The 20,310-nt window shown below is 71.3% G+C and carries 16 protein-coding genes; 10 read left to right on the top strand and 6 right to left on the bottom strand.

Annotated elements, in window-relative coordinates; translation table 11 throughout:
* Positions 1 to 205: 205 nt before the first annotated feature.
* A complete protein-coding gene (locus tag EVS81_RS07335; protein ID WP_130109800.1) occupies positions 206 to 886 on the top strand; it encodes a DedA family protein in 681 nt (226 codons plus the stop codon).
* A gap of 24 nt (positions 887 to 910) precedes the next feature.
* Here the strand turns inward: EVS81_RS07335 and nagA are convergent, their stop codons facing one another.
* Positions 911 to 2,089 carry an N-acetylglucosamine-6-phosphate deacetylase gene (nagA, locus tag EVS81_RS07330; RefSeq protein ID WP_130109799.1) on the bottom strand — a complete coding sequence of 393 codons (1,179 nt, stop codon included), beginning with the start codon at positions 2,087 to 2,089 and terminating at the stop codon, positions 911 to 913.
* A gap of 253 nt (positions 2,090 to 2,342) precedes the next feature.
* Here nagA and EVS81_RS07320 point away from each other — a divergent pair, with 253 nt between their 5' ends.
* The 4 genes from EVS81_RS07320 to EVS81_RS07305 are packed head-to-tail and all read left to right on the top strand — an operon-like array spanning position 2,343 to position 5,734.
* Positions 2,343 to 2,693 (top strand): ArsR/SmtB family transcription factor, encoded by a 351-nt coding sequence (locus EVS81_RS07320; RefSeq protein WP_130109797.1) that lies wholly within the window; start codon positions 2,343 to 2,345, stop codon positions 2,691 to 2,693.
* Between the two features lie 51 nt (positions 2,694 to 2,744).
* Entirely contained in the window at positions 2,745 to 3,737 is a 993-nt protein-coding gene (locus EVS81_RS07315; protein WP_130109796.1) for an SRPBCC family protein, read from the top strand.
* A gap of 45 nt (positions 3,738 to 3,782) precedes the next feature.
* Positions 3,783 to 4,766 carry a nucleoside hydrolase gene (locus EVS81_RS07310; protein ID WP_130109795.1) on the top strand — a complete coding sequence of 328 codons (984 nt, stop codon included), beginning with the start codon at positions 3,783 to 3,785 and terminating at the stop codon, positions 4,764 to 4,766.
* Positions 4,763 to 5,734: a ribokinase gene (locus EVS81_RS07305; protein ID WP_130109794.1), complete on the top strand. Its 972-nt coding sequence runs from the start codon at positions 4,763 to 4,765 to the stop codon at positions 5,732 to 5,734. Before EVS81_RS07310 ends, EVS81_RS07305 begins: the two co-directional genes overlap by 4 nt.
* Here the strand turns inward: EVS81_RS07305 and EVS81_RS07300 are convergent.
* From EVS81_RS07300 to EVS81_RS07280, 4 genes are all read right to left on the bottom strand, one after another.
* Complete coding sequence (locus tag EVS81_RS07300) at positions 5,721 to 7,601, bottom strand: glycerophosphodiester phosphodiesterase family protein (RefSeq protein WP_130109793.1); 1,881 nt, start codon at positions 7,599 to 7,601, stop codon at positions 5,721 to 5,723. The genes EVS81_RS07305 and EVS81_RS07300 overlap by 14 nt on opposite strands.
* Positions 7,602 to 7,749: 148 nt before the next feature.
* Entirely contained in the window at positions 7,750 to 8,703 is a 954-nt protein-coding gene (locus tag EVS81_RS07295) for an oxygenase MpaB family protein (protein WP_130109792.1), read from the bottom strand.
* 317 nt (positions 8,704 to 9,020) lie between these two features.
* Positions 9,021 to 10,223, bottom strand: a complete 1,203-nt coding sequence (locus tag EVS81_RS07285) for a cation:proton antiporter (protein ID WP_130109791.1) — start codon at positions 10,221 to 10,223, stop codon at positions 9,021 to 9,023.
* A 522-nt stretch (positions 10,224 to 10,745) separates the two neighbouring features.
* The gene (locus EVS81_RS07280; RefSeq protein WP_130109790.1) at positions 10,746 to 12,401 is read right to left on the bottom strand and encodes an HNH endonuclease signature motif containing protein; all 1,656 of its coding nucleotides are present in this window, start codon (positions 12,399 to 12,401) and stop codon (positions 10,746 to 10,748) included.
* A 210-nt stretch (positions 12,402 to 12,611) separates the two neighbouring features.
* Here EVS81_RS07280 and EVS81_RS07275 point away from each other — a divergent pair, with 210 nt between their 5' ends.
* From EVS81_RS07275 to EVS81_RS07265, 3 genes are all read left to right on the top strand, one after another.
* The gene (locus EVS81_RS07275) at positions 12,612 to 13,010 is read left to right on the top strand and encodes a hypothetical protein (protein WP_240740028.1); all 399 of its coding nucleotides are present in this window, start codon (positions 12,612 to 12,614) and stop codon (positions 13,008 to 13,010) included.
* Between the two features lie 151 nt (positions 13,011 to 13,161).
* A complete protein-coding gene (gene ccsB / locus EVS81_RS07270) occupies positions 13,162 to 14,142 on the top strand; it encodes a c-type cytochrome biogenesis protein CcsB (protein WP_130111342.1) in 981 nt (326 codons plus the stop codon).
* Between the two features lie 261 nt (positions 14,143 to 14,403).
* Positions 14,404 to 14,889 (top strand): cupin domain-containing protein, encoded by a 486-nt coding sequence (locus EVS81_RS07265; protein WP_130109789.1) that lies wholly within the window; start codon positions 14,404 to 14,406, stop codon positions 14,887 to 14,889.
* 2 nt (positions 14,890 to 14,891) lie between these two features.
* Here EVS81_RS07265 and hemQ read toward each other — a convergent pair whose 3' ends face one another.
* Positions 14,892 to 15,722 carry a hydrogen peroxide-dependent heme synthase gene (gene hemQ, locus EVS81_RS07260; RefSeq protein WP_130109788.1) on the bottom strand — a complete coding sequence of 277 codons (831 nt, stop codon included), beginning with the start codon at positions 15,720 to 15,722 and terminating at the stop codon, positions 14,892 to 14,894.
* A gap of 203 nt (positions 15,723 to 15,925) precedes the next feature.
* Between hemQ and EVS81_RS07255 the strand changes: the two genes are divergently transcribed.
* Both EVS81_RS07255 and EVS81_RS07250 read left to right on the top strand, forming a co-directional pair.
* Positions 15,926 to 18,565: a LuxR family transcriptional regulator gene (locus tag EVS81_RS07255; protein WP_130109787.1), complete on the top strand. Its 2,640-nt coding sequence runs from the start codon at positions 15,926 to 15,928 to the stop codon at positions 18,563 to 18,565.
* Positions 18,566 to 18,756: 191 nt separating this feature from the next.
* Complete coding sequence (locus EVS81_RS07250; protein WP_240740027.1) at positions 18,757 to 20,226, top strand: sugar transferase; 1,470 nt, start codon at positions 18,757 to 18,759, stop codon at positions 20,224 to 20,226.
* Positions 20,227 to 20,310: the final 84 nt, after the last annotated feature.

Here is a 20,310-nt window from a genome sequence, read left to right as displayed (position 1 = left end):
ATGAGGGGCTGCATATGCGGGTCGGGTCCACTTCGCCGAGAAATCATGGCTCGGGAACGGTCCTGCACCGGTACGCCACCGGTCGATCCCACCCCCGTATCCCCATCCTATGCCCGACGCGGCACGCGCGAGCACCCGCGAGCACCCGCGTCTCGTCAGAGCGCCTCACCGGTGCAGCGGCGGCGCGGGTGCTAGTGTGCTTCGGATGGAGACTCACCCCGGCGCAGAGTACGAGGGCCTCGTCGGCTGGATCCTCACCCTGATGGAGACGATCGGCGAGCTCGGTGTCGGCATCGCGGTGTTTCTCGAGACGTTCATCCCCCCGATCCCCTCCGAGGCGCTGCTTCCGGGAGCCGGGTTTCTCGCCTACGACGGGCGGCTGAACTTCTGGCTGGCCTGGCTCATGGCCACCCTCGGCGCTCTGGTCGGGGCCTGGGTCTGGTACGGCATCGGCGCCGTGTTCGGGCGCGAACGCACGCGCTGGGTGGTGGGCAAGATACCGCTCATGGACCATGACGACTTCGACCGGGCGGAGGCCTTCTTCACCCGCTGGGGCGGCGCCGCGGTGCTCCTCGGCCGCTGCGTGCCGCTCGTGCGGTCGTTCATCTCCATTCCGGCGGGCATCGAGCGCATGCCGATCGTCAAGTTCACGTTCTACACCCTGCTCGGGTCCGGCGTGTGGAACGGCATCTGGATCGGGCTCGGCTTCGCGTTCGGTCCGGCGATCAAGCCGGTGCTCGAGCAGTGGAGCGGGCTCATCTCCGACCTCGTCGTGGTCGTGATCCTGGCGCTCCTGATGTGGTTCGTGATCGCGCGCCTGGTGCGCAACGCGCGCCGCCGGCGGGCCGCTCAGGATCCCGAGGGGATCGATCCCGAAGCGCACTAGGGGGCTGCGCGGGGTGGGATCCGCTCAGGCGGCCTCGTCGCCGGCCACCCACACCCGCTGCACGGCGAGATCGCGATCGAGCAGCACGGCGTCGGCCGCGTAGCCGGGGCGCAGGCTGCCCAGGTCGCCGCCCCGTCCGATCGCCGCTGCCGGGGTCGCGGTGAGTGCGAGCACGGCGTCGGCCAGATCCACCCCGCACACCGCCACCGATTGCCGGAGCGCCGCGTCGAGGGTCAGCGTGGAGCCGGCGATGGCGCCGTCCCCGCTCAGTCGCGCCACACCGTCGCGCACGGTCACCGCGAGCGAGCCGAGCGCATAGTCGCCGTCGTGCGAGCACGCCGCTGCCATCGCGTCGGTGATGAGCGCGATCCGCTCCGGCGCCTGCGTGAACAGCAGGCCGGCGAGCACGGGGTGCACGTGCACCCCGTCGTTGATGAGTTCGAGCGTCACTCCGGGGTCGGCGAGTGCGGCGCCGATGGGGCCTGGCGCACGGTGATGCAGGGGAGGCATGGCGTTGAAGGTGTGGGTGAGGATGCTCGCGCCGGCGGTGAAGGCGTCGCGCGCGGTCTCGTAGTCGGCGCCCGTGTGTCCCACGGCCACGGCCGTGCCGGCGGCGACGAGACGGGGGATCGCAGCGGCCGCCCCGGGCAGCTCGGGAGCCAGCGTGACCTGCCGCAGCGTGCCCCGTGCCGCCCCGAGCAGTGCCTCGACCGCAGCCTCCGCCGGGTGGGTCAGCAGCGCGGGATCGTGCGCCCCGCGGTACTGGTCCGAGAGAAACGGGCCCTCGAGGTGACTGCCCAGCACCATCGGATCGGTGCCGACGAGCTCGGCGACCTCCGCGAGTCGGGGGAGCAGAGCCGCGGGTCGGTCGCTCACGAACGACAGCACCGCGCGGGTGGTGCCGTGCGCGCGGTGCGCGGCGAGGGATGCGCGGATCGCGGCTGCGCCGTTCTCGTGCGAGTGGCCGCCGCCGCCGTGCACGTGCAGGTCGATGAATCCGGGGGTCAGGATGCGGCCGGCGCCGTCGACGACGGCGGTGCCCGCCGCCGATCCGGTGCTGTCGGCGAGGGAGCCCGCGATCCGGTGCCAGCTTCCGCCCGAGCCGGTCTCGCGCACGGTTCCGTCCTCGAACAGCACCCATGCGTCCCGTGTGCGCCGCCGGTCGGTGACGAGCTCGACGGAGTGGATGAGGGTGGCGGTCATCGCGCCAGCCGTTCGTCTCGATCCATCGTCGCAGTTCCCTCCGGCCGGTTCGGTACTGGGGTCAGGCTACCGGATCCTGGTGCCGCCGTGCCGCTGTGCCGCCGTGCCGCCGTGCCGCCGTGCCGCTGTGCCGCTGTGCCGCTGTGCCGCCGTGCCGCTGGTGCCGCTGTGCCGCCGCGGCCTCTCGGCCCGCGCAACCCGCGAGCTCGGCGGGGGTTGACGGCGCGCCGTCGAGGGCGTAACGTACAACCAAATGGTTGCACAAAAACTCGAACTCACCGATGAGCAGGTGAACCGCATATTCCGCGCGCTGGCAGACGCGACGCGACGGGATATCGTGCGTCGCACGCTCACCGCGGAGGCCTCGATCTCCGAGCTCGCGGCCGACTACGACATGTCGTTCGCGGCGGTGCAGAAGCACGTCGCCGTGCTCGAGGCCGCCGATCTGGTTGCGCGCTTTCCGCGCGGAAGGGAGCGGATCATCCGAGGCAATCCCGAGACCATCAGGCGGGCTCAGCAGCTGCTGAGCCACTTCGAGCAGATCTGGCGCGGCCGCGTCGACCGGCTCGACGCCATGTTCGCCGCAGAAGATACCGAGCACTGAAGAAGACACCGAGCACTGAAGACGACACCGAACTCCAGAAAGGGGCGCATCATGCCCGTCACCGACATCACCACCGATCCCGAGGCGCTCACCCTGCGCGTGGTCGCCGACTTCACGGTCCCCGTACGCCGCCTCTGGGACGCCTACACCGATCCGCGCCAGATCGAGCGCTTCTGGGGGCCGCCGGAGTATCCCGCCTCCTTCCTGCGCCACGACGTCTTCCCCGGCGGCCTCAGCAACTACTACATGACCGGGCCCGAGGGCGACCGCAGCTTCGGGTACTGGAAGTGGGTGGCCGTCGACGAGGGGCGCAGCTTCGAGGTTGCAGACGGCTTCGCGCACGATGACGGGAGCCCCAACACCGAGCTGCCCGACATGCGCATGGTGTTCGAGTTCACCGAGACCGCGCTCGGTTCGCGGCTCGTCACCACGACCCGTTTCAACACGCTCGAGGAGCTCGAGCAGCTGAAGGGCATGGGCATGGTGGAAGGCTTGCGTGCCGCCATGGGCCAGATCGACGCGGTGCTCGAGGATCTCGAGTCGTTCGCCGCCGGGCGCGGCACCGAGCTGCAGCTCATCGGGCAGAACCAGGCACGCGTGTCGCGGGTGATCCGCGGCACCGTCGAGCAGGTGTGGCGCGCCCACACCGATCCTGCACTGCTGCGGCGCTGGCAGCTGGGCCCCGACGGGTGGAGCATGCCCGTGTGCGAGTACGGCGCCGAGGTCGGGCAGCCGCTGCGCACCGAGTGGCAGAGCGACGAGACCGGCGACCGCTTCGGCTTCGCGGGCGTGGTGGTCGAGGCCGCGGCCCCGCGTCGCCTCGTGACCACCGAGCGCATGGTTTCGCCGCAGGATCCCGAGGGCGCGCAGAGCGCGGAAACCCTCAACGAGATGACGCTCGCGCCGGTCGAGGGCGGCACACTGCTGGCCTACCTCATCACCTACCCCGACGCGGCCACGCGCGAGATGGTGCTCGCCACCGGCATGGTCGACGGCATGGAGCAGGGCTACGCCCGGCTCGAGGCCGAGGTGCTCGTGGCATAGGCGGCGGATCACCCGCACGGCGTCCGCGTGCAGCAGAATGGGGGCATGGCGACGAAGATGATCCTCGACTGCGACACCGGCGTCGACGACGCGATGGCGATCATGTACGCGGCGCTGCACCCGGGGATCGAGCTGCTCGGCGTGGGAGCGGTGTGGGGCAACGTCGACGTGCCGTTGGCGACGCGCAACACGCTGCGGGTGCTCGATCTGGTGGGCCGCACCGACGTGCCGGTGGCGTCGGGCGCCGCCGCGCCGCTGCTCGGCGATCGGCCCGAGTTCGCCTTCCACGTGCACGGCGCCGATGGGCAGGGCGGCGCGGGAGACGACGCCCCCGTGCGGCCCGCCGCGCCCACCACGGCGGCGCAGCAGATCGTCGAGCTCGTGCGGGCGCACCCGGGGGAGGTGTGGCTCGTGCCGGTCGGGCCGCTCACCAACATCGCGACCGCCCTGGCGCTCGACCCCGAGCTGCCGGGCCTCGTGGCGGGCGTCGCCCTCATGGGCGGATCCGCGCGCCGACCGGGCAACGTCACACCGGTCGCGGAGGCCAACATCCATAAGGATCCGGAGGCGGCGGCAGCGGTGTTCCGGGCGCCCTGGCCCATCGTGATGGCCGGGCTCGATGTGACGATGGATGTGATCCTCACTGCCGAGCACCGCGATCGCCTCGCCGCCGGGGGCGAGGCCGGCCGCTACCTGGCCCGCATCCTGCAGCACTACGGCGAGTTCTACCGCGACGAGGTGTTCGGCGAGTGGCAGTGCTGCATGCACGATACGCTCGCCGTCGCCGCCGCTGCGGGGGTGCTCGATGTGCGGCTGGCTCCCGTCGTGCACGTCGAGGTGGACACGACGGCCGGCCCCGGCCGCGGCCAGACAGTGGTCGATCTGCGCGGAGTCTACCGGGGCTTCCCCGCGCAGCACGGGGCGCACTGCACGGTGCTGCTCGACGTCGACGATCGCATCGCCGACGAGGCGGTCGACCTCATCGCCGGGCACGGGGCGCTCCCGACCTTCGGAGCCGAGCGATCATGAGTCGCGACGTGGTCGTGGTCGGCAGCGCGAACGTCGACCTCGTGGTCGAGGTGCCCCGGCGCCCCGGTGGCGGCGAGACCCTGCTGGGCGGCGACCTGCAGCGACTGCCGGGAGGCAAGGGCGCCAACCAGGCCGCGGCGGCGGCGCGCTGCGGGGCCGACGCCGGGATCGTCGCCTGCGTCGGCCACGACGCCGACGGCGCCTTCCTGCGGGATCGCCTCTCCGCCGCCGGTGTGGACACGAGCACCATGATCGGCGTCGACGGGGCCACCGGCACCGCGATCATCTTCCTCACCCCCGACGGTGAGAACTCCATCGTGGTCTCGCCCGGGGCCAACGCCGCGCTCGACATCGAGCGCGCCGAGCAGCACGCGGCCGCCTGGACAGGATCGCGCGTTCTGGTGCTCAGCCTCGAGATCCCCGCGGCGACGGCGTTCCGCGTGGCGGCGCGCGCAGCGGCGTGCGGCACGCGGGTGGTGCTCAACGCCGCCCCGGCCACTCGGATCGCCCCCGAGACGCTGCGCCTCTGCGATCCGCTCATCGTGAACGAGCACGAGGCGCGCGCGGCTCTGGGCGACGACACGACGGACGCCGCCGGCCTCGCAGTCGAGGACTACGAGCGCCTCGCGGGGCGCCTGCGCGAGGCGGGGGCGTGCTCTGTCGTGATCACCCTGGGGCCCGCGGGCGCGGTCGTGGCGGGCGGGGGAGCCGAGACGCCGACGCGCGTCGCCGCCCACCGGGTGCCCGTGATCGACACGACCGGGGCGGGCGACGCGTTCGTCGGGGCCGTGGCGTGCGAGCTGGCGCGCGGCGTCGATCTGGTGGAGGCCGTGCGCTTCGCGACCGCCGTCTCGGCGGTGTCGGTGCAGCGCGTCGGGGCACAGGCCTCGTATGCGGATCGCGCCGAGGTCGAGGCGTTCATCGCGGCGCGAGCCGAGACCCCGGGCGCGACCGCTACACCACGGTGACGAAGCGGGTCACGGCGTCGACGAGCACGCCGGAGAGACCGGTCTCCTGCTGCATCTCGTCGCGGATCCCGAGCGCCCGATCCGGGTGATCGGTGATGATGCCGTCGGTGTCGCGCCGCAGGTGCTCGTGCATGCCCGCGTCCTCATTGACGGTCCAGACCATGAAGCCGAGCCCCGATCCCCACGCGGCGCGCTGCATCTGCTCGGTGGCCGTCCACTCCTCCACCACGATGAAATCGGCGGGGGTGTCGGGCACGCCCGCCCCGGCGAAGGCCATGGTGTATCCCACAGTGAGGTCGGGGCGCAGCTGCTTGAGACGCGCCACGCTCGCGGCGTCGAGCGAGTGGTAGATGTTGCTCTCGAGCGCGTCCAGGCGCTCGAGCTCGGCGACGAGGCGTTCGACGTGATCGGGTGTGTCGGCCCCGCCCAGCTTGATCTCGATGAGCAGCGGCATGCCCAGCTCGTCCGCGCGGGTCACGTAGTCGGCGAACGACGGGATGCGATCCTCGTGCCCCTCCAGATCCCGCACCGCGATGCCGCTGAGCTCGGCGACCGTCAGGTCGCGCACCGCCTCGGGCCGGCCGGCCAGCCGATCGAGCGTCGCATCGTGCATCGCGACGAAGCCGCCGTCCTTCGTCTGCATCACGTCCATCTCGACCAGGTCGGCACCCGCGCTCGCCGCGGCCTCGAGCCCGCTCAGCGTGTTCTCGACGCCGCCGTCGGAGAAGCCGCGATGCGCGAGCACGAGCGTGTCCGGTGCGTTCGAGAGGCGCTGCAGCGTGCCGATGGACGCGGTGCCGAAACCGAGCGCCAGCACCACCGCGACCACGGCGACCGCCGCTGCGGTGCGTCGGGAGCCGCCGGGCCGCGGGGGGCGCGGGGGGCGCGGGGCGCGCGCCGCGGTCTCGGGCGCGGATCCCTCGCCCGGGAGCATCTGGACGCCGGCGGGCAGCCGATCCTCGCCCCTCCGCACCCGCACGATGAGCACCGCTGCGACGAGTGAGGTGACCAGCCCGCTCAGCAGCAGACCCACGACCTGCGCTGCACCGAGCGAGTACGCAGCGACGAGCGGCGATGCCTCGGGTGCGAGCAGGTCGGTGAGCGCGGTCGGAACGATGGCGGCGACGACCACGGCGAATGCGACGACGGCCCCGAATACCAGCACCGTCGCGATCGCCAGCACGAGCGGCACGGAGGCGCGCAGCCCGCGGGTGAGGCGCCAGCTGGCGCGCGCTGACTTGCCGCCGGAGGTGAGCACGAAGACGGGCACCGTGAGCGAGAGCCGGATGTTGAGCAGCACGAGCAGCAGGATGACCAGGACCAGCGCGGCGCCGTTCGACGCGCTCTTGAGCAGCTCACCCGAGATGAAGGACGGGATGGCGATGCCCCGCGTGAACGCCGAGGTGAAGCCGAATCCCGTGAGCGGCAGCAGCAGGAAGAGGTAGAGGAGCAGGGGTACGGATGACGGGCGCAGCAGCTTGCGGGTCATGCGGCCGAACTCGCCGAGCAGCTCGCGCCCGGAGATGCCGGGCCGGTGCAGCAGCGCGACGAACGCCGTGAACTGTAGCGAGATCAGCCAGAACGCCAGCGCGATGATTCCGACGATCAGCGCGATCGAGAGCGTGAGGCCCCCGCCCGCCCGCAGCTGCCCGAGATCGAGCCCGGACATGCCGTTTGCGCGCAGCGCCTCGCGGAAGAGCCACCCGAGCACGGGCAGCGCGACTCCGAGCACGATGAGGTGGGTCACGAGGATCAGCGCGGCGAGGCGCGCCCCGGCCGCCCTTACGAGTCCCCACCCGCCGCGCAGCAGCAGCCGGTACTCGCTCCAGAGGCCGGGTCTGGGCGCCCGCGCGGTGTCGGTCGGCATGGTCACAGTGTAGGGCGGGCCACCGACGCCGGGCGGTGGGGCCGGCGGACCCTCGCGCTCGGCGGTCGGTGTGTGCTCGGTGGTCGGTGTGTGCTCGGTGGTCGGTGTGTGCTCGGCGGTCGGTGTGCGCTCGGCGGCTCGCTTGTACTCAGCGTGCTCGCCGCACCCGGCGATAGGGGTGGGTCTGCACACGCTCGGCGACCTCGGCGATCAGGTCCTCCGAACTGCGCCCCGAGCGCGCCCGCTCCACGAAACGGCGGGTGACGCGGGCCGCCGCGCGCAGGTTCATGGGACGGCCGTCGATCCCGAACAGCAGCAGCGCCCAGTCCGGCAGCAGGGAGAGGATCCCGTCCTGGATGTTGACTCCCGCCCACACCTTGAGCGGATTGCCGCGGAGTGCGGGCTTGCGCAGATTGCGAGAGATCTCGGCCGCGGGCAGGGTGAGCGCCATCCAGTCCTTGTTGTCGTCGACGTAGCGGTCGAGTTCGGCGCGGGTTGCCGGGAGCAGCGCGCGGTCGGTGATGCCGACGATGCGGGCGGCCTCGTGCTGCTCGACGACGAAGCGGTCCTGCTCGGCCACCGTGAGCAGCGGGCCGAAGGCGTCGGCGGCGCGCAGCACTCCGTAGACGATGCTGTTGTGCGTCCAGGCGAGCCACTCCTCGGTGTCGGCGCGCAGTTCCTCGCCGGTGCGCGGGTCGGTCCAGACGCTGGCCGCGTGCAGGCGCTGCACGGCGGCGCCCGCGGCGTCGGCGTGAGCCCGGTCGCCGTAGATCGTGGTGTCGATGTAGCGGCCGGTGCGCTCGCCGCGACCCTCGATGTCGGTGGCGTAGCCGCTGGTGCCGTCGAAGACCCGCATCATCATCGGATTCAGCGACTGCAGCAGGATCGCGGCCACGCCGCCGAGCTTGGAGCTCGGGTCGGCGAAGAGCCGCCAGCTCACGCTGCCGGGGCCGAAGTACCCGTCGTCGGCCCGCAGCGTGTCGGTGGGGCCCGCTATCGCCGGTGCGCCGGATCCGCGGTGCGCCACTGGGCAGCCGCCCGGGTGGGGTGCGGCGGCGACGTCTGCGGAAGCCGCGCTGCCTTCGATCTCAGTGGTGCTCATGCGTCTCCCCGTTTCTCACCGCACAATTGCTTCTGATCTTGTCAGGAAATGTGGATGATGTCCAATACTGGTTGCAGTTCGGTATCGCGGGGGATCGGCGGACGGGCGGGTCGGTGATTCGGCAAGGCGGCGGTTCGATAGCACGGCAAGGCGGCGGTTCGGCACGTCGGCACGCCCGCACGTCGGCACGCCGGCACGTCGGCACGCCGGCACGTCGGCACGCCGGCACGTCGGCACGCCCGCACGTCGGCACGCCCGCACGCCCGCACGTCGGCACGCCGGCCTGCTCGGCGGTGGATCGCGACGCGGAACCCCGACTATTCGTGGGCCTCGGCCAGCGGTTCCTGCGTCGCCGGGCGGGACGGCCGTCCCACCAGCGCGAGCATCGGGAAGAGCAGCACGGTGAGCATCGCCGCCCCCACCATCGCGGCGGCGGTGGTCTCGTCCAGCACGCCGGCGTCGGCGCCGATGTCGGTCACGGCGATGACGAGCGGCAGTGTGGTGGCGGTGAACAGGGCGACTGTGCGGCGGTCGCCGGGTGGGGCTCCGCGGCCCGCCCCGAGCCAGCCGGGCACGCCGCGCACCACCAGCATGATCACCGCGAGGAGTGGAACGAGGGTGAGGCTCTCGGGGCTCGCGAGGAGCGCCGCCAGGGGAAAGCCCACGCCCGTGGCGACGAAGAAGATCGGCACCAGCAGTCCGAAGGCCACTGAGTCGAGCTTGGCCTCGATGACCCGCATCTCTTCGGGATCGCCGCCGCGCAGCACCACGCGGGCGAGCATGCCGGCGGTGAAGGCACCGAGCAGGAAGTCGACGCCCAGCGCCACGGCCAGTGAGACGAGTGCCGCGAGCAGCAGGAGCACGAAGCGCACGGCGAACTGACCGCTCGTGTGCAGGGTCAGCGTGACCATGCGCCGCAACCAGTGGTGCGGGCCGTGGCTCGCGAGCCAGAACGCGGCCGCGGCGATGGCGATGAACAGCAGCAGTACGATCGTGCCCGCGAGCGGCTGCCTGCCGCTGAGGAAGACTGAGATCGCGACGAGCGGCGCGAACTCCCCGACGGCCCCGGCTGTACCGATGGTGCGGCCGAGCGGGGTGCGCGAGAGTCCCGCGTCGCGCAGCATGGGCATGATGGTGCCGAGCGCGGTGCCGGTGAGCGCCACTGCGATGATGATTACGGCAGCGGGGTCGTCGCCGAGCAGCAGGCCCGCCCCGAGGGCGAGCACCGCCGAGAGCCCCCACCAGCCGAGCGCGCGCCGACCCGATGCCCCGCGCAGCGATCCCGGATCGATCTCATTGCCGGCCATGAAGAACAGGGCCGCCAGGCCGAACTGTGAGAGGGCGTCGAGCATCGCGCCGTCTTGTACCCACCCGAGACCCGAGGGGCCGATGAGCATGCCGAGAGCGATCTCGAAGACGACGAGCGGCACCACGAGGGCTCGACGCACGAGCGCGGCGAGGAGCGGGGCCACGACGGCCACGAGGGGAACCAGCAGTACGGTGAGCTCGGCGTCGGTCACGGTCGGGTTCCTCTCGGGGCGGGAACGGAGCGGCGTTCGCGTTGCACTATGCTACCCGCCCGGTGCTGCGCCGATGCGCGGCTCTGCGCGTGGATCTTCGGCTGTGTACCCCGGTGAGCGGCTATCGTGCCCGGTGCGCCTCGCTGCGGTGTCTGGTGAGCGTCGCGATGGTGGCCCCGCGCGCGTCGCGATGGTGGCCCCGCGCGCGTCGCGTTCGCGCCCTGGGTGAGCGTCGCGATGGTGTTGGGTGCGCGTCGTGTTCGCGCCCTGGGTGAGCGTCGCGATGGTGTTGGGTGCGCGTCGTGTTCGCGCCCTGGGTGCGCGTCGCGATGGTGGCCCCGTGCGCGTCGCGTTCGCGCCCTGGGTGCGCGTCGCGATGGTGGCCCCGTGCGCGTCGCGTTCGCGCCCTGGGTGAGCGTCGCGATGGTGGCCCCGTGCGCGTCGCGTTCGCGCCCCGAGTGCGCGTCGCGATGGCCCTCTGTGCGCATCGGGCCCGTGCCCAGGCGCACTTCTCCCCTCGTGTTACGCGGCGAGTGTGAACCGCCGTGGCGGTGGGTCGATGCCTGCCCAGGCGAATCTGAGTTCGATGCGCGGTGGCAGAGGTGTGCTTCCGCCGCCGGGGTCGTGGAGGACGAAGTCTTCGGTCTCGGCTCGCGTGATGCGCCACCCGCCGTTGTGCAGCTGCATGTGATGGAAGGCGCACAGCAGGATCCCTCGATCGATATCCGTGCGCCCGCCCTGGCTCGCCCAGGAGTCGATGTGGTGTGCTTCGCAGTAGGACGCGGGGCGATCGCACTCGCTCCATCGGCACCCGCCGTCTCGGATGGCGAGCGCGATCCGTTGCGCCGGCGTGAACAACCGGACGCTGCGGCCCAGGTAGAGCGGGTTGCCGTCGCGACTCAGCGACGCCTGCACGGTGCCGACGGTGCACGCCTGCTGCTGCGCCACCCATGACGGCAGGGCGAGCACCCCGTCCTCGGTGTGCGCGGGCCCGGAGGTCACGGGCGCAGCGTCGTCGGCTTCCCGCACTACTTGCACCAGGCGCACCCCGGCTTGCCGGGTCCCGTACACCGTTTCGGCGTCGGCGAGGCTGCCGGCCCGCAGCAGATCGACCAGCAGGTCGAAGGCGAGTTGTTCGTTCGAGCGCGGATCCGAGGTGAGGGCGGCGGCTTTCTCCTGCTCGGCGGGATTCACGAATCGCGGGCCGCCTCGCCGCGGGCGCAGTGCGGCGTCGAATGCCGACCGCACCCACGCGCCCGAGAAATCGTCGAACGTGACGCTCGCGCGGAGACGGCCATCCGCGTCGGCCCACATGCGGAACGACCGCGCTTCGTATCGCGCCAGGTAGCGTTCTTCGGCGCCCTCGGGGTCGAGCTGGTCGCGCAGGTATCGCGCCGCCTTTCCCAGCTCCTCGACCGTGCGCCGGGGCGTCTCCTCGATCAGCTGTTCGGCAGCCACGGACCAGGCCGCCGCGAAACCCGAGGTCTCTCTCGGGCAGTCGCGCTGCGGCGGTTGCCCGAGCCCTCGCAAGATGGCGTCGTGCTGCGCAGCCGTGATCGCTCCGTTGAGCAGGGCCGACCCGAGGGGTGCGTGCCAAGGACTCGCCGCGATCGGATCAGCGCCGGTCTCGGTCGCGCGGGCTGCGTCGCCGACACCTGCGTCGCCGACACCTGCGTCACCGGCACCTGCGTCACCGGCACCTGCGTCACCGGCACCCGCGTCGCCGGCACCCGCGTCGCCGATCCCCGCATCCGCCGCGTCTGCCGGGAGGCTCTCGGCGCTGCCCGCGCTGTCGACAGGGACGCCGATGCTCGGGGTGAGCGTCTCGGCAGCGGCTGTGTCGTACAGTGATTCTCCGACTCTCACTTGCTTCGCGGCCTCGCCCCGGCTCATGCCGGTGACGTGCTGCACGAGCGTCACTGCGCTCCGATGGCCCTGCGATTGAGCGAGCCCGGCGTGTCCCGCAGCGCGGGAGGAGCGGATCGCGACGACTCCCGCAGCCGCGACTCGCAGCCGCTCGGCCATCTGCCCCACCGCCGACGCCAGTTCGAGCAGCTGCACGGCTCCGGCATCGTCCAGGCGAGCCGCCGCAGTCGGCAGCAGCGCGACATCCGATACCTCGCCGGTCAGGGCGCGGATCGCCGCGACGTTGGCGGAGATGTCGGAGAAGAAGGACATGCTCAATTTTCTCATGTGAACAGGGAAAACACCTAGGGATAACTCTACGAGTTTTGCTGATTTTGGGCGGTTGTGGGCGAAGCATCATCGGTCTCTTCGTTCCGAGAACTCGGCTGATCGCACATCGAACGGCGGTGCGCACCGACGCGGACCGGGGCCTCTGCCGAAGAAACTCTTGGGGTTCGGGCGCGCCGATGCCAGACTGTGCGCATGGGGATGAATACTCGAGCCGCCTATGGAGCGGCCGCGATCGTCGCGCTGTCGCTGATGCTCACCGGGTGCGGCGGCCAGGCCGCCGACGATCCCATCGGCGGCGACGTGATCGCGCCGGTGACCATGAGTGCCGATGAGCTGCAGGGCGCCACGGTCGAGCTGCTCGCAGGGCAGGTGCTCAACATCGACACCGGCAGCCTCTCAGTCGACAGCTATGCGGGAGAAGTGGCGGATCCCGCCGTGGCCGAGTTCGTGCCCGGCCGCAGCGACGGCAGCGCAGAGTTCAATCCCGGCGTGACCGCCCTCGCCCCGGGGAGCACTGAGGTCACCCTCACCAACGAGCAGGGCGGGATCCAGCCGCTCGAGTTCGCGGTAGAGGTCTCCGAGCGGCCCTAGCCTTACCCGCCGGCGTCGTGCCCTCGCCCCTCCCGGCGCCCGCCACGCTCCGGCACCCCGCGCTCCCGGGGAGACTTCCCAGGCTGCCGCGATACGCTGAACAACTGTGAGCGAGCTGGAACATTTCTCGACGATCGCCCTCTATTCGGCGATGATCGTGTACGCGATCGCGTTCGTCTTCTACGTCGTCGATCTCGCGAATCGCAGCGGTGACGCCGCGGTTGCGCGACGCGAGGCCGATTCGGCCGCCGTCGAGTCGAGCGCGCGGGCCGTCGAGCCGGGCGCGCGCGCCGCGGCCGGAGGCGGCACTGCCACCCTCGTGCGCACGGCCGCGCGGTCGACGGGTCGCACAGGGGGCGAAGCACGGCAACCCCGATCCCGCGCGCTGCGCATCGGGTTCTCCCTCACCGTGCTGGCCTTCGCGCTGCACCTCGCCGCCACCGTGCTGCGAGGGATCGGCGCCGAGCGCGTGCCGTGGGCCAACATGTACGAGTTCGCGCTCACCGCCACCTGCGCGATCGTGCTCATCTTCCTGCTCGTGCAGTTCTTCGTCGATCTGCGCTTCCTGGGTGCCCTGATCACCGGTCTCACCGTGCTGTTCCTGGGGCTCACCAAGATCAACTTCTATGTCGAGATCGTGCCGCTCCAGCCGGCCCTCGACTCGTACTGGCTGGTCATCCACATTCTCGTCGCGGTGCTCGCGGTGGGCTTCCTGACGCTGTCGTTCGGGCTCTCCGTGCTGCAGCTCATGCAGACGCGGCGAGAGGCGAGGATCGCCGCCGGCGAGCCGGGCGGACTGGGCTTCCTGGTGAGCTTCCCGCGCGCGGTGCGCCTCGAGGATCTCGCCTACCGCCTCGCCATCATCGGCTTCGTCTTCTGGACGTTCACGCTGATTGCGGGATCGATCTGGGCGGAGCGCGCCTGGAGTCGCTACTGGGGCTGGGACACCAAGGAGGTCTGGACCTTCGTGATCTGGGTGCTCTACGCCGGCTTCATCCACGCGCGGGCGACGCGCGGATGGCGCGGGGCGCGGTCGGCCTGGCTCAACGTCATCGCCTACTCGGCGGTCATCTTCAACTTCACGATCGTCAACGTCTTCTTCAAGGGACTGCACGCCTACTCGGGCCTGTGAGCTCGCGTGCTCTAGGCTGCAGCAAGCCCGGGTGCACGCCTACTCGTTGCAGCAAGCCCGGGTGCGCGCCTACTCGTGCCTGTGAGCTCGGGCGGCGCGGGTGAGCCGGGCGGCTCGGCCGGCTCGGGCGGCGCAGGAGATCCGGCCGGCTCGGGCGGCGCAGGCGATCCGTCCCAGCCGAATCGGGTTGCCTCGCAAGAGCTTTGCGTCTACGCTCGTTGACATCGCGGTGACGCGCCGCGACTCAGAGCGGAGGCGACCATGTCGGACAGCACCGAGAGCGAGAGCCGATACGAGCACCTGTTCGTGCGGCACATGCCCAGCTGCGCGGGCGACTTCGACAACGAGGGCGAGCGAGCGGGCCTCGAGCTGCCCGACAACCTGGGCGAGGGGCACTGGTTGGTGCCCCCGAACCTGATCCCCGAGAGCCGGATCAACATGACGCACATCTGGGTGCATGAGACGGACGAGCCGCGCCACTGGGTCGAGCCGCACGTGCACGACTACGACGAGGTGCTGATCTGGACGGGTGGCGATCCCGACAATCCCGAGGATCTGGGGGCCGAGATCTCCATTGAGATCGAGGGCGAGCGGCACATCATCACCACGTCGGGATCGGTGTACATCCCCGCGGGCATCGTGCACTGCCCGCTCGGCTTCAACCGAGTGGACCGTCCCTTCCGCTTCAGCGCGCTGTCGCTGTCGCCCGACTACCGCTCCCGCAGCGAACGCGGAGGAGAGCTGTAGCCCTACTGCAGCACCTCGACGATCTCCGCCGGCTCGATGAGGCGCCCGGTGTAGAACGGGGTCTCGGCCGAGACGTAGCGGCGGGCATCGACCGCGCGCAGATCCCGCATCATGTCGACCAGCTCGGTGAGCTCGTCGGCCTCCATCGGCAGCAACCACTCGTAGTCGCCGAGCGCGAAGGCGGAGACCGTGTTGGCGACGACGCCGGTGTGTGCCGCGCCCGCCCGCCCGTGCTCAGCGAGCATGCGGCCCCGCTCAGCGGGGTCGATGAGGTACCAGTCGGTCGATCGCACGAAGGGGTAGACGGCGAGCCACTGGCGGGCGGGCTCGTCGCGCATGAAGCCCGGCACGTGACTGCGGTTGAACTCGGCGTCGCGGTGCACACCCATGGCGCTCCAGGTGCGGATGAGGGGCCGCAGCAGACTCGTGCGGCGCAGCTCGCGCAGCGCCCACTGCAGGTCTTCGGCGGCGGCGCCGTGCAGCCACACCATCAGGTCGGCGTCCGAACGCATGCCGCTCACGTCGTACCAGCCCCGCAGCGCGACGCCCTCGTTCTCGATCAGCTCGGCCACATCTTCGAGTTCGCGCACCGAGCCCGGCACATCTCGTCCGTCGATGACGAGGGGATGCGACGAACTGAGGCGGAACACCGCGAACAGCGTGAATGCCTCGGCGGGGGACTCCGCGCCGGGATCGGACGACCCGGTCACGGACGACCCGGGATCGGACGACCCGGTCACGGACGACTCGGGATCGGACGACTCGGGATCGGACACCCCGGGATCGGGCAATCCAAACTCGGGGCGGGCGTCGGCGGGGTCGGGAATGCTCATACTCTCATCGTGCTCCGTCTCCCGGGCTCGCGCAAGGAGTGCCGCGCATGCGCGCCGCGCTCTTGACGCGGCGCGGGATCGGGGGCAGACTTGCGTACGTGCGAATCGCGTAGCGTTGCCGCCGACGCCGCGTTTTCGAGACCTACTCTGAATGGACTTTCAGGCAGTAGGGGAGCTGGCTGACGTCCCTGAGGGAGTCAGTGATGGAAACGTTCACGTTGCAGCTTGAAGAGTGCGGCACTACGACAGCGTCACCGGCCGCGGTGGCCTCCGCGGTGACGGAGAGCAGCACCCCCGAGCGCCTGGAGGCGGTCGTGGAGACGCTCATCGCGCCGGGCAGCGTCTCGCTGCTGATCGGCGGCGCGGGCACCGGGAAGAACCGCCTCGTGCAGGAGGCCGCGACGGCGCTCTCGGAGCGTCTCGGCGAGCGGGTGGCCATGATCTCGTTGATCCCGCCGACGGATCCGATGACCGGGATCGCGGGCCACCTGGGGCGCCGCTTCCCCGCCGCGCCGCCCGACAGCGGAAGCCGGATCTCGGCAGCCGAGGCCGACCCGATCGGTGCGCGTCTCATGGAGGCCGTCGATCGGGAGGCCCAGCGCGGCGCGCCGTTGATCGTGGCCCAGGGGCTCGACCAGTACTCGACCGAGGCGACTCTGATGCTCGACCGCCTGGTGCGCTCCCGGCGCAGCCGGGTCGTGGGCACCGCCCGCCGGCTGAGCGGCGCAGCCGCGCACGTGGCGCGCGATCCGCGCGTGCACACGATCACGGTGCCGCCCCTCACCGTGGAGGAGTGCCGCCGGTTCGTCGAGCGCCTGCTCGGCGTCGAGCTCGTCGAGCTCGAGACGCTGCGACGCTGGTACCGGCTCACCGAGGGCAATTCGCTCTCGCTCACGCTCCTCGTGCTCGCCCTCGATCGCCAGGGCCTCATCGGCCGGCACCGCGGCGTGGCCTACGAGCTGCCGGGCGCCGTGGCGGTTCCGTCCGAGTTCGGCGACTTCCTGCGCGAGACCTGCTCTCCGGAGGAGCTGCGCACGCTCGAACTCGTCGCGAACGTCGAGCCGATGTTCGAGAGCACCTTCGTCGAGCTGCTCGATCCCGAGCACGTCGCCGGGCTGCAGGAGCGGGGGATCCTCGCGCTCGGATCGACCCCGAACGGAAACTTCACCCTCAGCCTGCGGCATCAGATGCTCGCTGCCGCGGTGCGCGAGCAGATGTCGCCGTCGCGGGTCGTCGAGGTGAGCGAGCAGCTCTTCTCCGCACTGCAGCAGGAACTCGGCGACGGCGGCCCCTATCGCGCCCCCAGCCTGCTGCTGCGAGCGGTGGAGATGGGGCTCGACGCGCACCGCAACCTGCCGCTCTCGTGGCTCTCGGAAGCGCTCGAGGGCCTGAGCGACGGCGCGGATCCGGGCCGTCGGTTGCGCATCGCCCTCGCCCTTGCCGCGCACCCCGACGCCTCCACCTCGCAGCTGGCGTCTGCAGCGCTGCAGGCGGTGCGCATCGCGCGGATGATGGGGGATCGCGCGCGCCTCGACGAAGGGCTCGAGCACGTGCGCGAGGCCGTCGGGCGACTCCGGCGCTCAGCCGCGTCGCCCGCGACGGAGCGCGTGCGATTGCAGCTCGCGCTCGTGGAGCACTGCGTCATGGACCGGGAGGATCCGAGCGAGGCCGCGAGCGTCCTCGACGAGCTCGAGCGCGAGTTCGCCGACTCCGACGGCCCGATCCGCGAGGCCATCCTGAGCGCGCGCGTGCAGCTGCTCGCGAGCACCGGTCAGCTGCGTCAGGCGCTGGAGCGCGCGCCGCAGGTCGACGAGATCGGCAGCATGCCGGTCGAGTGGGAGCGCACGCGCGCCCGGGCCGTGTCGGCCCTCATCCTGAGCCAGCAGGGACGCTCGGAGGCGGCGATCCGTCTCGCCGATCACTCGGCCGCGATCGCCGCGATCGGAGAGCAGCAGCTCGACAACGCCAAACTGCTGCGATTCTGCAGCTTCATCGGATCCTGGTCGTGCGGTTCGATCGAGGAGGCGAGGCACACGCTCGGGGAGTTCGCGGCCGAGTCGTTCGCCGACGTCCACTTCTCGGGGCTGGTCGAGACGTGCTCGGTGCTGATCGCGCTCGCAGACGGCAAGTGGCGGCTGGCCGCGCAGCGGGCGGAGCGTCTCAAGGCCCGGCTGGCCGAATCCGACCGCTACGGGCTCACCGGGCTGGCGAACGCGGCGCTGGCGCTGGCGCTCGCCGCCCTGGGCGAGAAGGAGGCGAGCCGCCGCGCGATCCGACAGGCCGAGACGAGGCAGCTGGGCCTCTCGCAGATGGTCGCCGGGTACGCGCGTCTCATGACCCTGCGGGCTCGGCAGTGGAACGCCGACGTGGGCACGGCCGCCCTCGGCCTGCGGCTCGCGGCCTGGGCGCGGGCCGAGCAGCTCGACGGGATCGAGCTCCAGGCCCTCCACCTGCTGGCCGTGGAGTCGCCCGATGAGGCGACCATCTACCGCGCGCGCATCCAGACGCTCGCCGGCAGCGTGCAGCTGCCGATGTCGGCCGTGCTCCTGGCGCACTGCGAAGAGCTGTTCGACGGGCACTCGGCCTGGGACACGCCCCCGGCGAGAACGCTGACGGAGTTCGGCCTGTGGGTGCCGCTGCCGCTCACCGAGGCCCTCTCCGCGCGCGAACGCGAGATCGCCATGTTCGCGGCGCTCGGGTACTCGAGCCGGTGGATCGCCGAGCAGTTCCACCTCTCGGTGCGCACGGTCGACACCCACCTGCGGCACGTGTTCACGAAGCTCCACGTGGGCGGGCGCGACGAGCTGCGCCAGTGGTTCCGGCGCGAGCACAGCCTCGGATAGCCCCGCCGAATACGTAGCGGCACCATCGGATGCCCCCGTCGAACGGCGGGGGCATCCGCGTGCGATGGGGGTGCGCGGGCGGGCTGCGTAGCGCTTGCGTATCCTTGCGCGGGTGCCCGCGCCGCGTTCCTAGCATCGACGTCAACAAGTCACGATGACGTTCGACGGCTCATAGGGGAGTTGGCATGTTGATGGAGGTTGCGTCCGAGACGTTCACCGGACCGATCGCGGTGTCGCCACGGTGCACCCCGACCCTCGAGAGGCGGCGCCGCTGGGAGCGGCGCTTCCGCTGGTGCCTGCGGGTCTCGGATCTGGCGGTGATCCTCGTGACCGTGGGCCTCGGCGTGCTCCTGCAGCAGCTCCTCTCCGGGGTGGTGAGCACCACACCCGCGACCGGCGCGATGCTCGTGGCGCTCTGGCTGCTGCTCCTGTCGGGCATGCACAGCCGCGACATGCAGTGCCTGGGATCCGGCACCTCGGAGTACCAGCGCGTCGCCAACGCGACCGTCCTCGCATTCGGGGCGATCGCGATCCTCGTGCTCCTGCTCGACTGGAGCGGCGACCGCGTGCTCATCTTCGCGGCCCTGCCGATCGGGCTCGTGGCGCTGCTCACCACCCGGTGGCGTTGGCGCCACTGGTTGCGAGATCGCCGCGCTTCGGGCCGCTACACCTCGCGCACCCTGGTCGCCGGCGACCGCGCCGACGTCGAGTACGTGATCCGCACGCTGCAGGCGAAGGAGCACGGATTCCACGTGGTGGGCGCTGCGCTGCTCAGCGGCGACCGCGCCCCCGTCGTGGTCGACGACCGCCGGTACCCGGTGCGCGGGCCGGTCGAACGGGTCGCCGACATCGCGTCGCGAATCGGCGCCGACACGATCGTCATCGCCAGCCGGCCCGAGAACGACTCGTCGTTCGTGCGCGAGCTCAGCTGGCAGCTCGAGGGCACCGCGGCCAACCTGGTGCTCTCGAATCAGCTCACCGACGTGGTCGGGCCGCGCATCTCGTTCCGCCCCGTGGAGGGGCTGCCGATGCTGCAGATCCGGATCCCCTCGTACGAGGGCGGCTACTACCTGCTGAAGCGCGGCCTCGACATCACGGTCTCCGCGCTGGCGCTCGCCTGCATCGCGGTGATCGCGCCGGTGCTCGCGCTGGCCATCAAGCTCGACTCTCCCGGCCCCGTCTTCTTCGCCCAGCGACGGGTGGGCCGCGACGGCCGCCTGTTCACCATGTACAAGTTCCGCACCATGGTCGTCGACGCCGAGCAACGCCTGGCCGAGCTGCAGCAGCAGAACGAGGGCGCGGGCCTGCTGTTCAAGATGCGCCGGGATCCTCGGGTGACCCGGGTGGGAGCGGTGCTGCGCAAGCTCTCGATCGACGAGCTGCCCCAGTTCTGGAATGTGCTGCTCGGCGACATGAGCGTGGTCGGCCCGCGGCCGCCGCTGCCGAACGAGGTGACCGCCTATGACGGCCGCATCGTGCGCAGGCTCTACGTGAAGCCCGGGATCACCGGCCCGTGGCAGGTGAGCGGTCGCAGCGATCTCTCCTGGGACGAGAGCGTGCGGCTCGATCTGAGCTACGTCGAGAACTGGTCGCTGATGAGCGACCTCCAGATCATGTGGCGCACCGCCCGCGTCATGGTGCAGCGCGAAGGAGCGTACTAGCCGTGTTCCGGAGGCCGTCGCCGCCGGCGCTCCGCCCGCGTCCGGGGCGCACCGCCCCGATGAATCCGTCGGCCTGGAGCCCCG

The sequence above is a fragment of the Leucobacter triazinivorans genome, assembly GCF_004208635.1.
Classification (GTDB): domain Bacteria; phylum Actinomycetota; class Actinomycetes; order Actinomycetales; family Microbacteriaceae; genus Leucobacter; species Leucobacter triazinivorans.
This window is presented reverse-complemented; position numbering and strand designations above follow the sequence as displayed.

Bases quoted from the DNA above. Each gene is read 5' to 3' on its own strand.
- EVS81_RS07280 (WP_130109790.1), bottom strand. From the start codon at position 12,401: ATGTCCTTCTTCTCCGACATCTCCGCCAACGTCGCGGCGATCCGCGCC.
- EVS81_RS07305 (WP_130109794.1), top strand. From the start codon at position 4,763: ATGAGTCGCGACGTGGTCGTGGTCGGCAGCGCGAACGTCGACCTCGTG.
- EVS81_RS07250 (WP_240740027.1), top strand. From the start codon at position 18,757: ATGGAGGTTGCGTCCGAGACGTTCACCGGACCGATCGCGGTGTCGCCA.
- ccsB (WP_130111342.1), top strand. From the start codon at position 13,162: ATGATCGTGTACGCGATCGCGTTCGTCTTCTACGTCGTCGATCTCGCG.
- EVS81_RS07300 (WP_130109793.1), bottom strand. From the start codon at position 7,601: ATGCCGACCGACACCGCGCGGGCGCCCAGACCCGGCCTCTGGAGCGAG.
- EVS81_RS07320 (WP_130109797.1), top strand. From the start codon at position 2,343: ATGGTTGCACAAAAACTCGAACTCACCGATGAGCAGGTGAACCGCATA.
- EVS81_RS07335 (WP_130109800.1), top strand. From the start codon at position 206: ATGGAGACTCACCCCGGCGCAGAGTACGAGGGCCTCGTCGGCTGGATC.
- hemQ (WP_130109788.1), bottom strand. From the start codon at position 15,722: ATGAGCATTCCCGACCCCGCCGACGCCCGCCCCGAGTTTGGATTGCCC.
- EVS81_RS07265 (WP_130109789.1), top strand. From the start codon at position 14,404: ATGTCGGACAGCACCGAGAGCGAGAGCCGATACGAGCACCTGTTCGTG.
- EVS81_RS07295 (WP_130109792.1), bottom strand. From the start codon at position 8,703: ATGAGCACCACTGAGATCGAAGGCAGCGCGGCTTCCGCAGACGTCGCC.
- nagA (WP_130109799.1), bottom strand. From the start codon at position 2,089: ATGACCGCCACCCTCATCCACTCCGTCGAGCTCGTCACCGACCGGCGG.
- EVS81_RS07310 (WP_130109795.1), top strand. From the start codon at position 3,783: ATGGCGACGAAGATGATCCTCGACTGCGACACCGGCGTCGACGACGCG.
- EVS81_RS07275 (WP_240740028.1), top strand. From the start codon at position 12,612: ATGGGGATGAATACTCGAGCCGCCTATGGAGCGGCCGCGATCGTCGCG.
- EVS81_RS07255 (WP_130109787.1), top strand. From the start codon at position 15,926: ATGGAAACGTTCACGTTGCAGCTTGAAGAGTGCGGCACTACGACAGCG.
- EVS81_RS07315 (WP_130109796.1), top strand. From the start codon at position 2,745: ATGCCCGTCACCGACATCACCACCGATCCCGAGGCGCTCACCCTGCGC.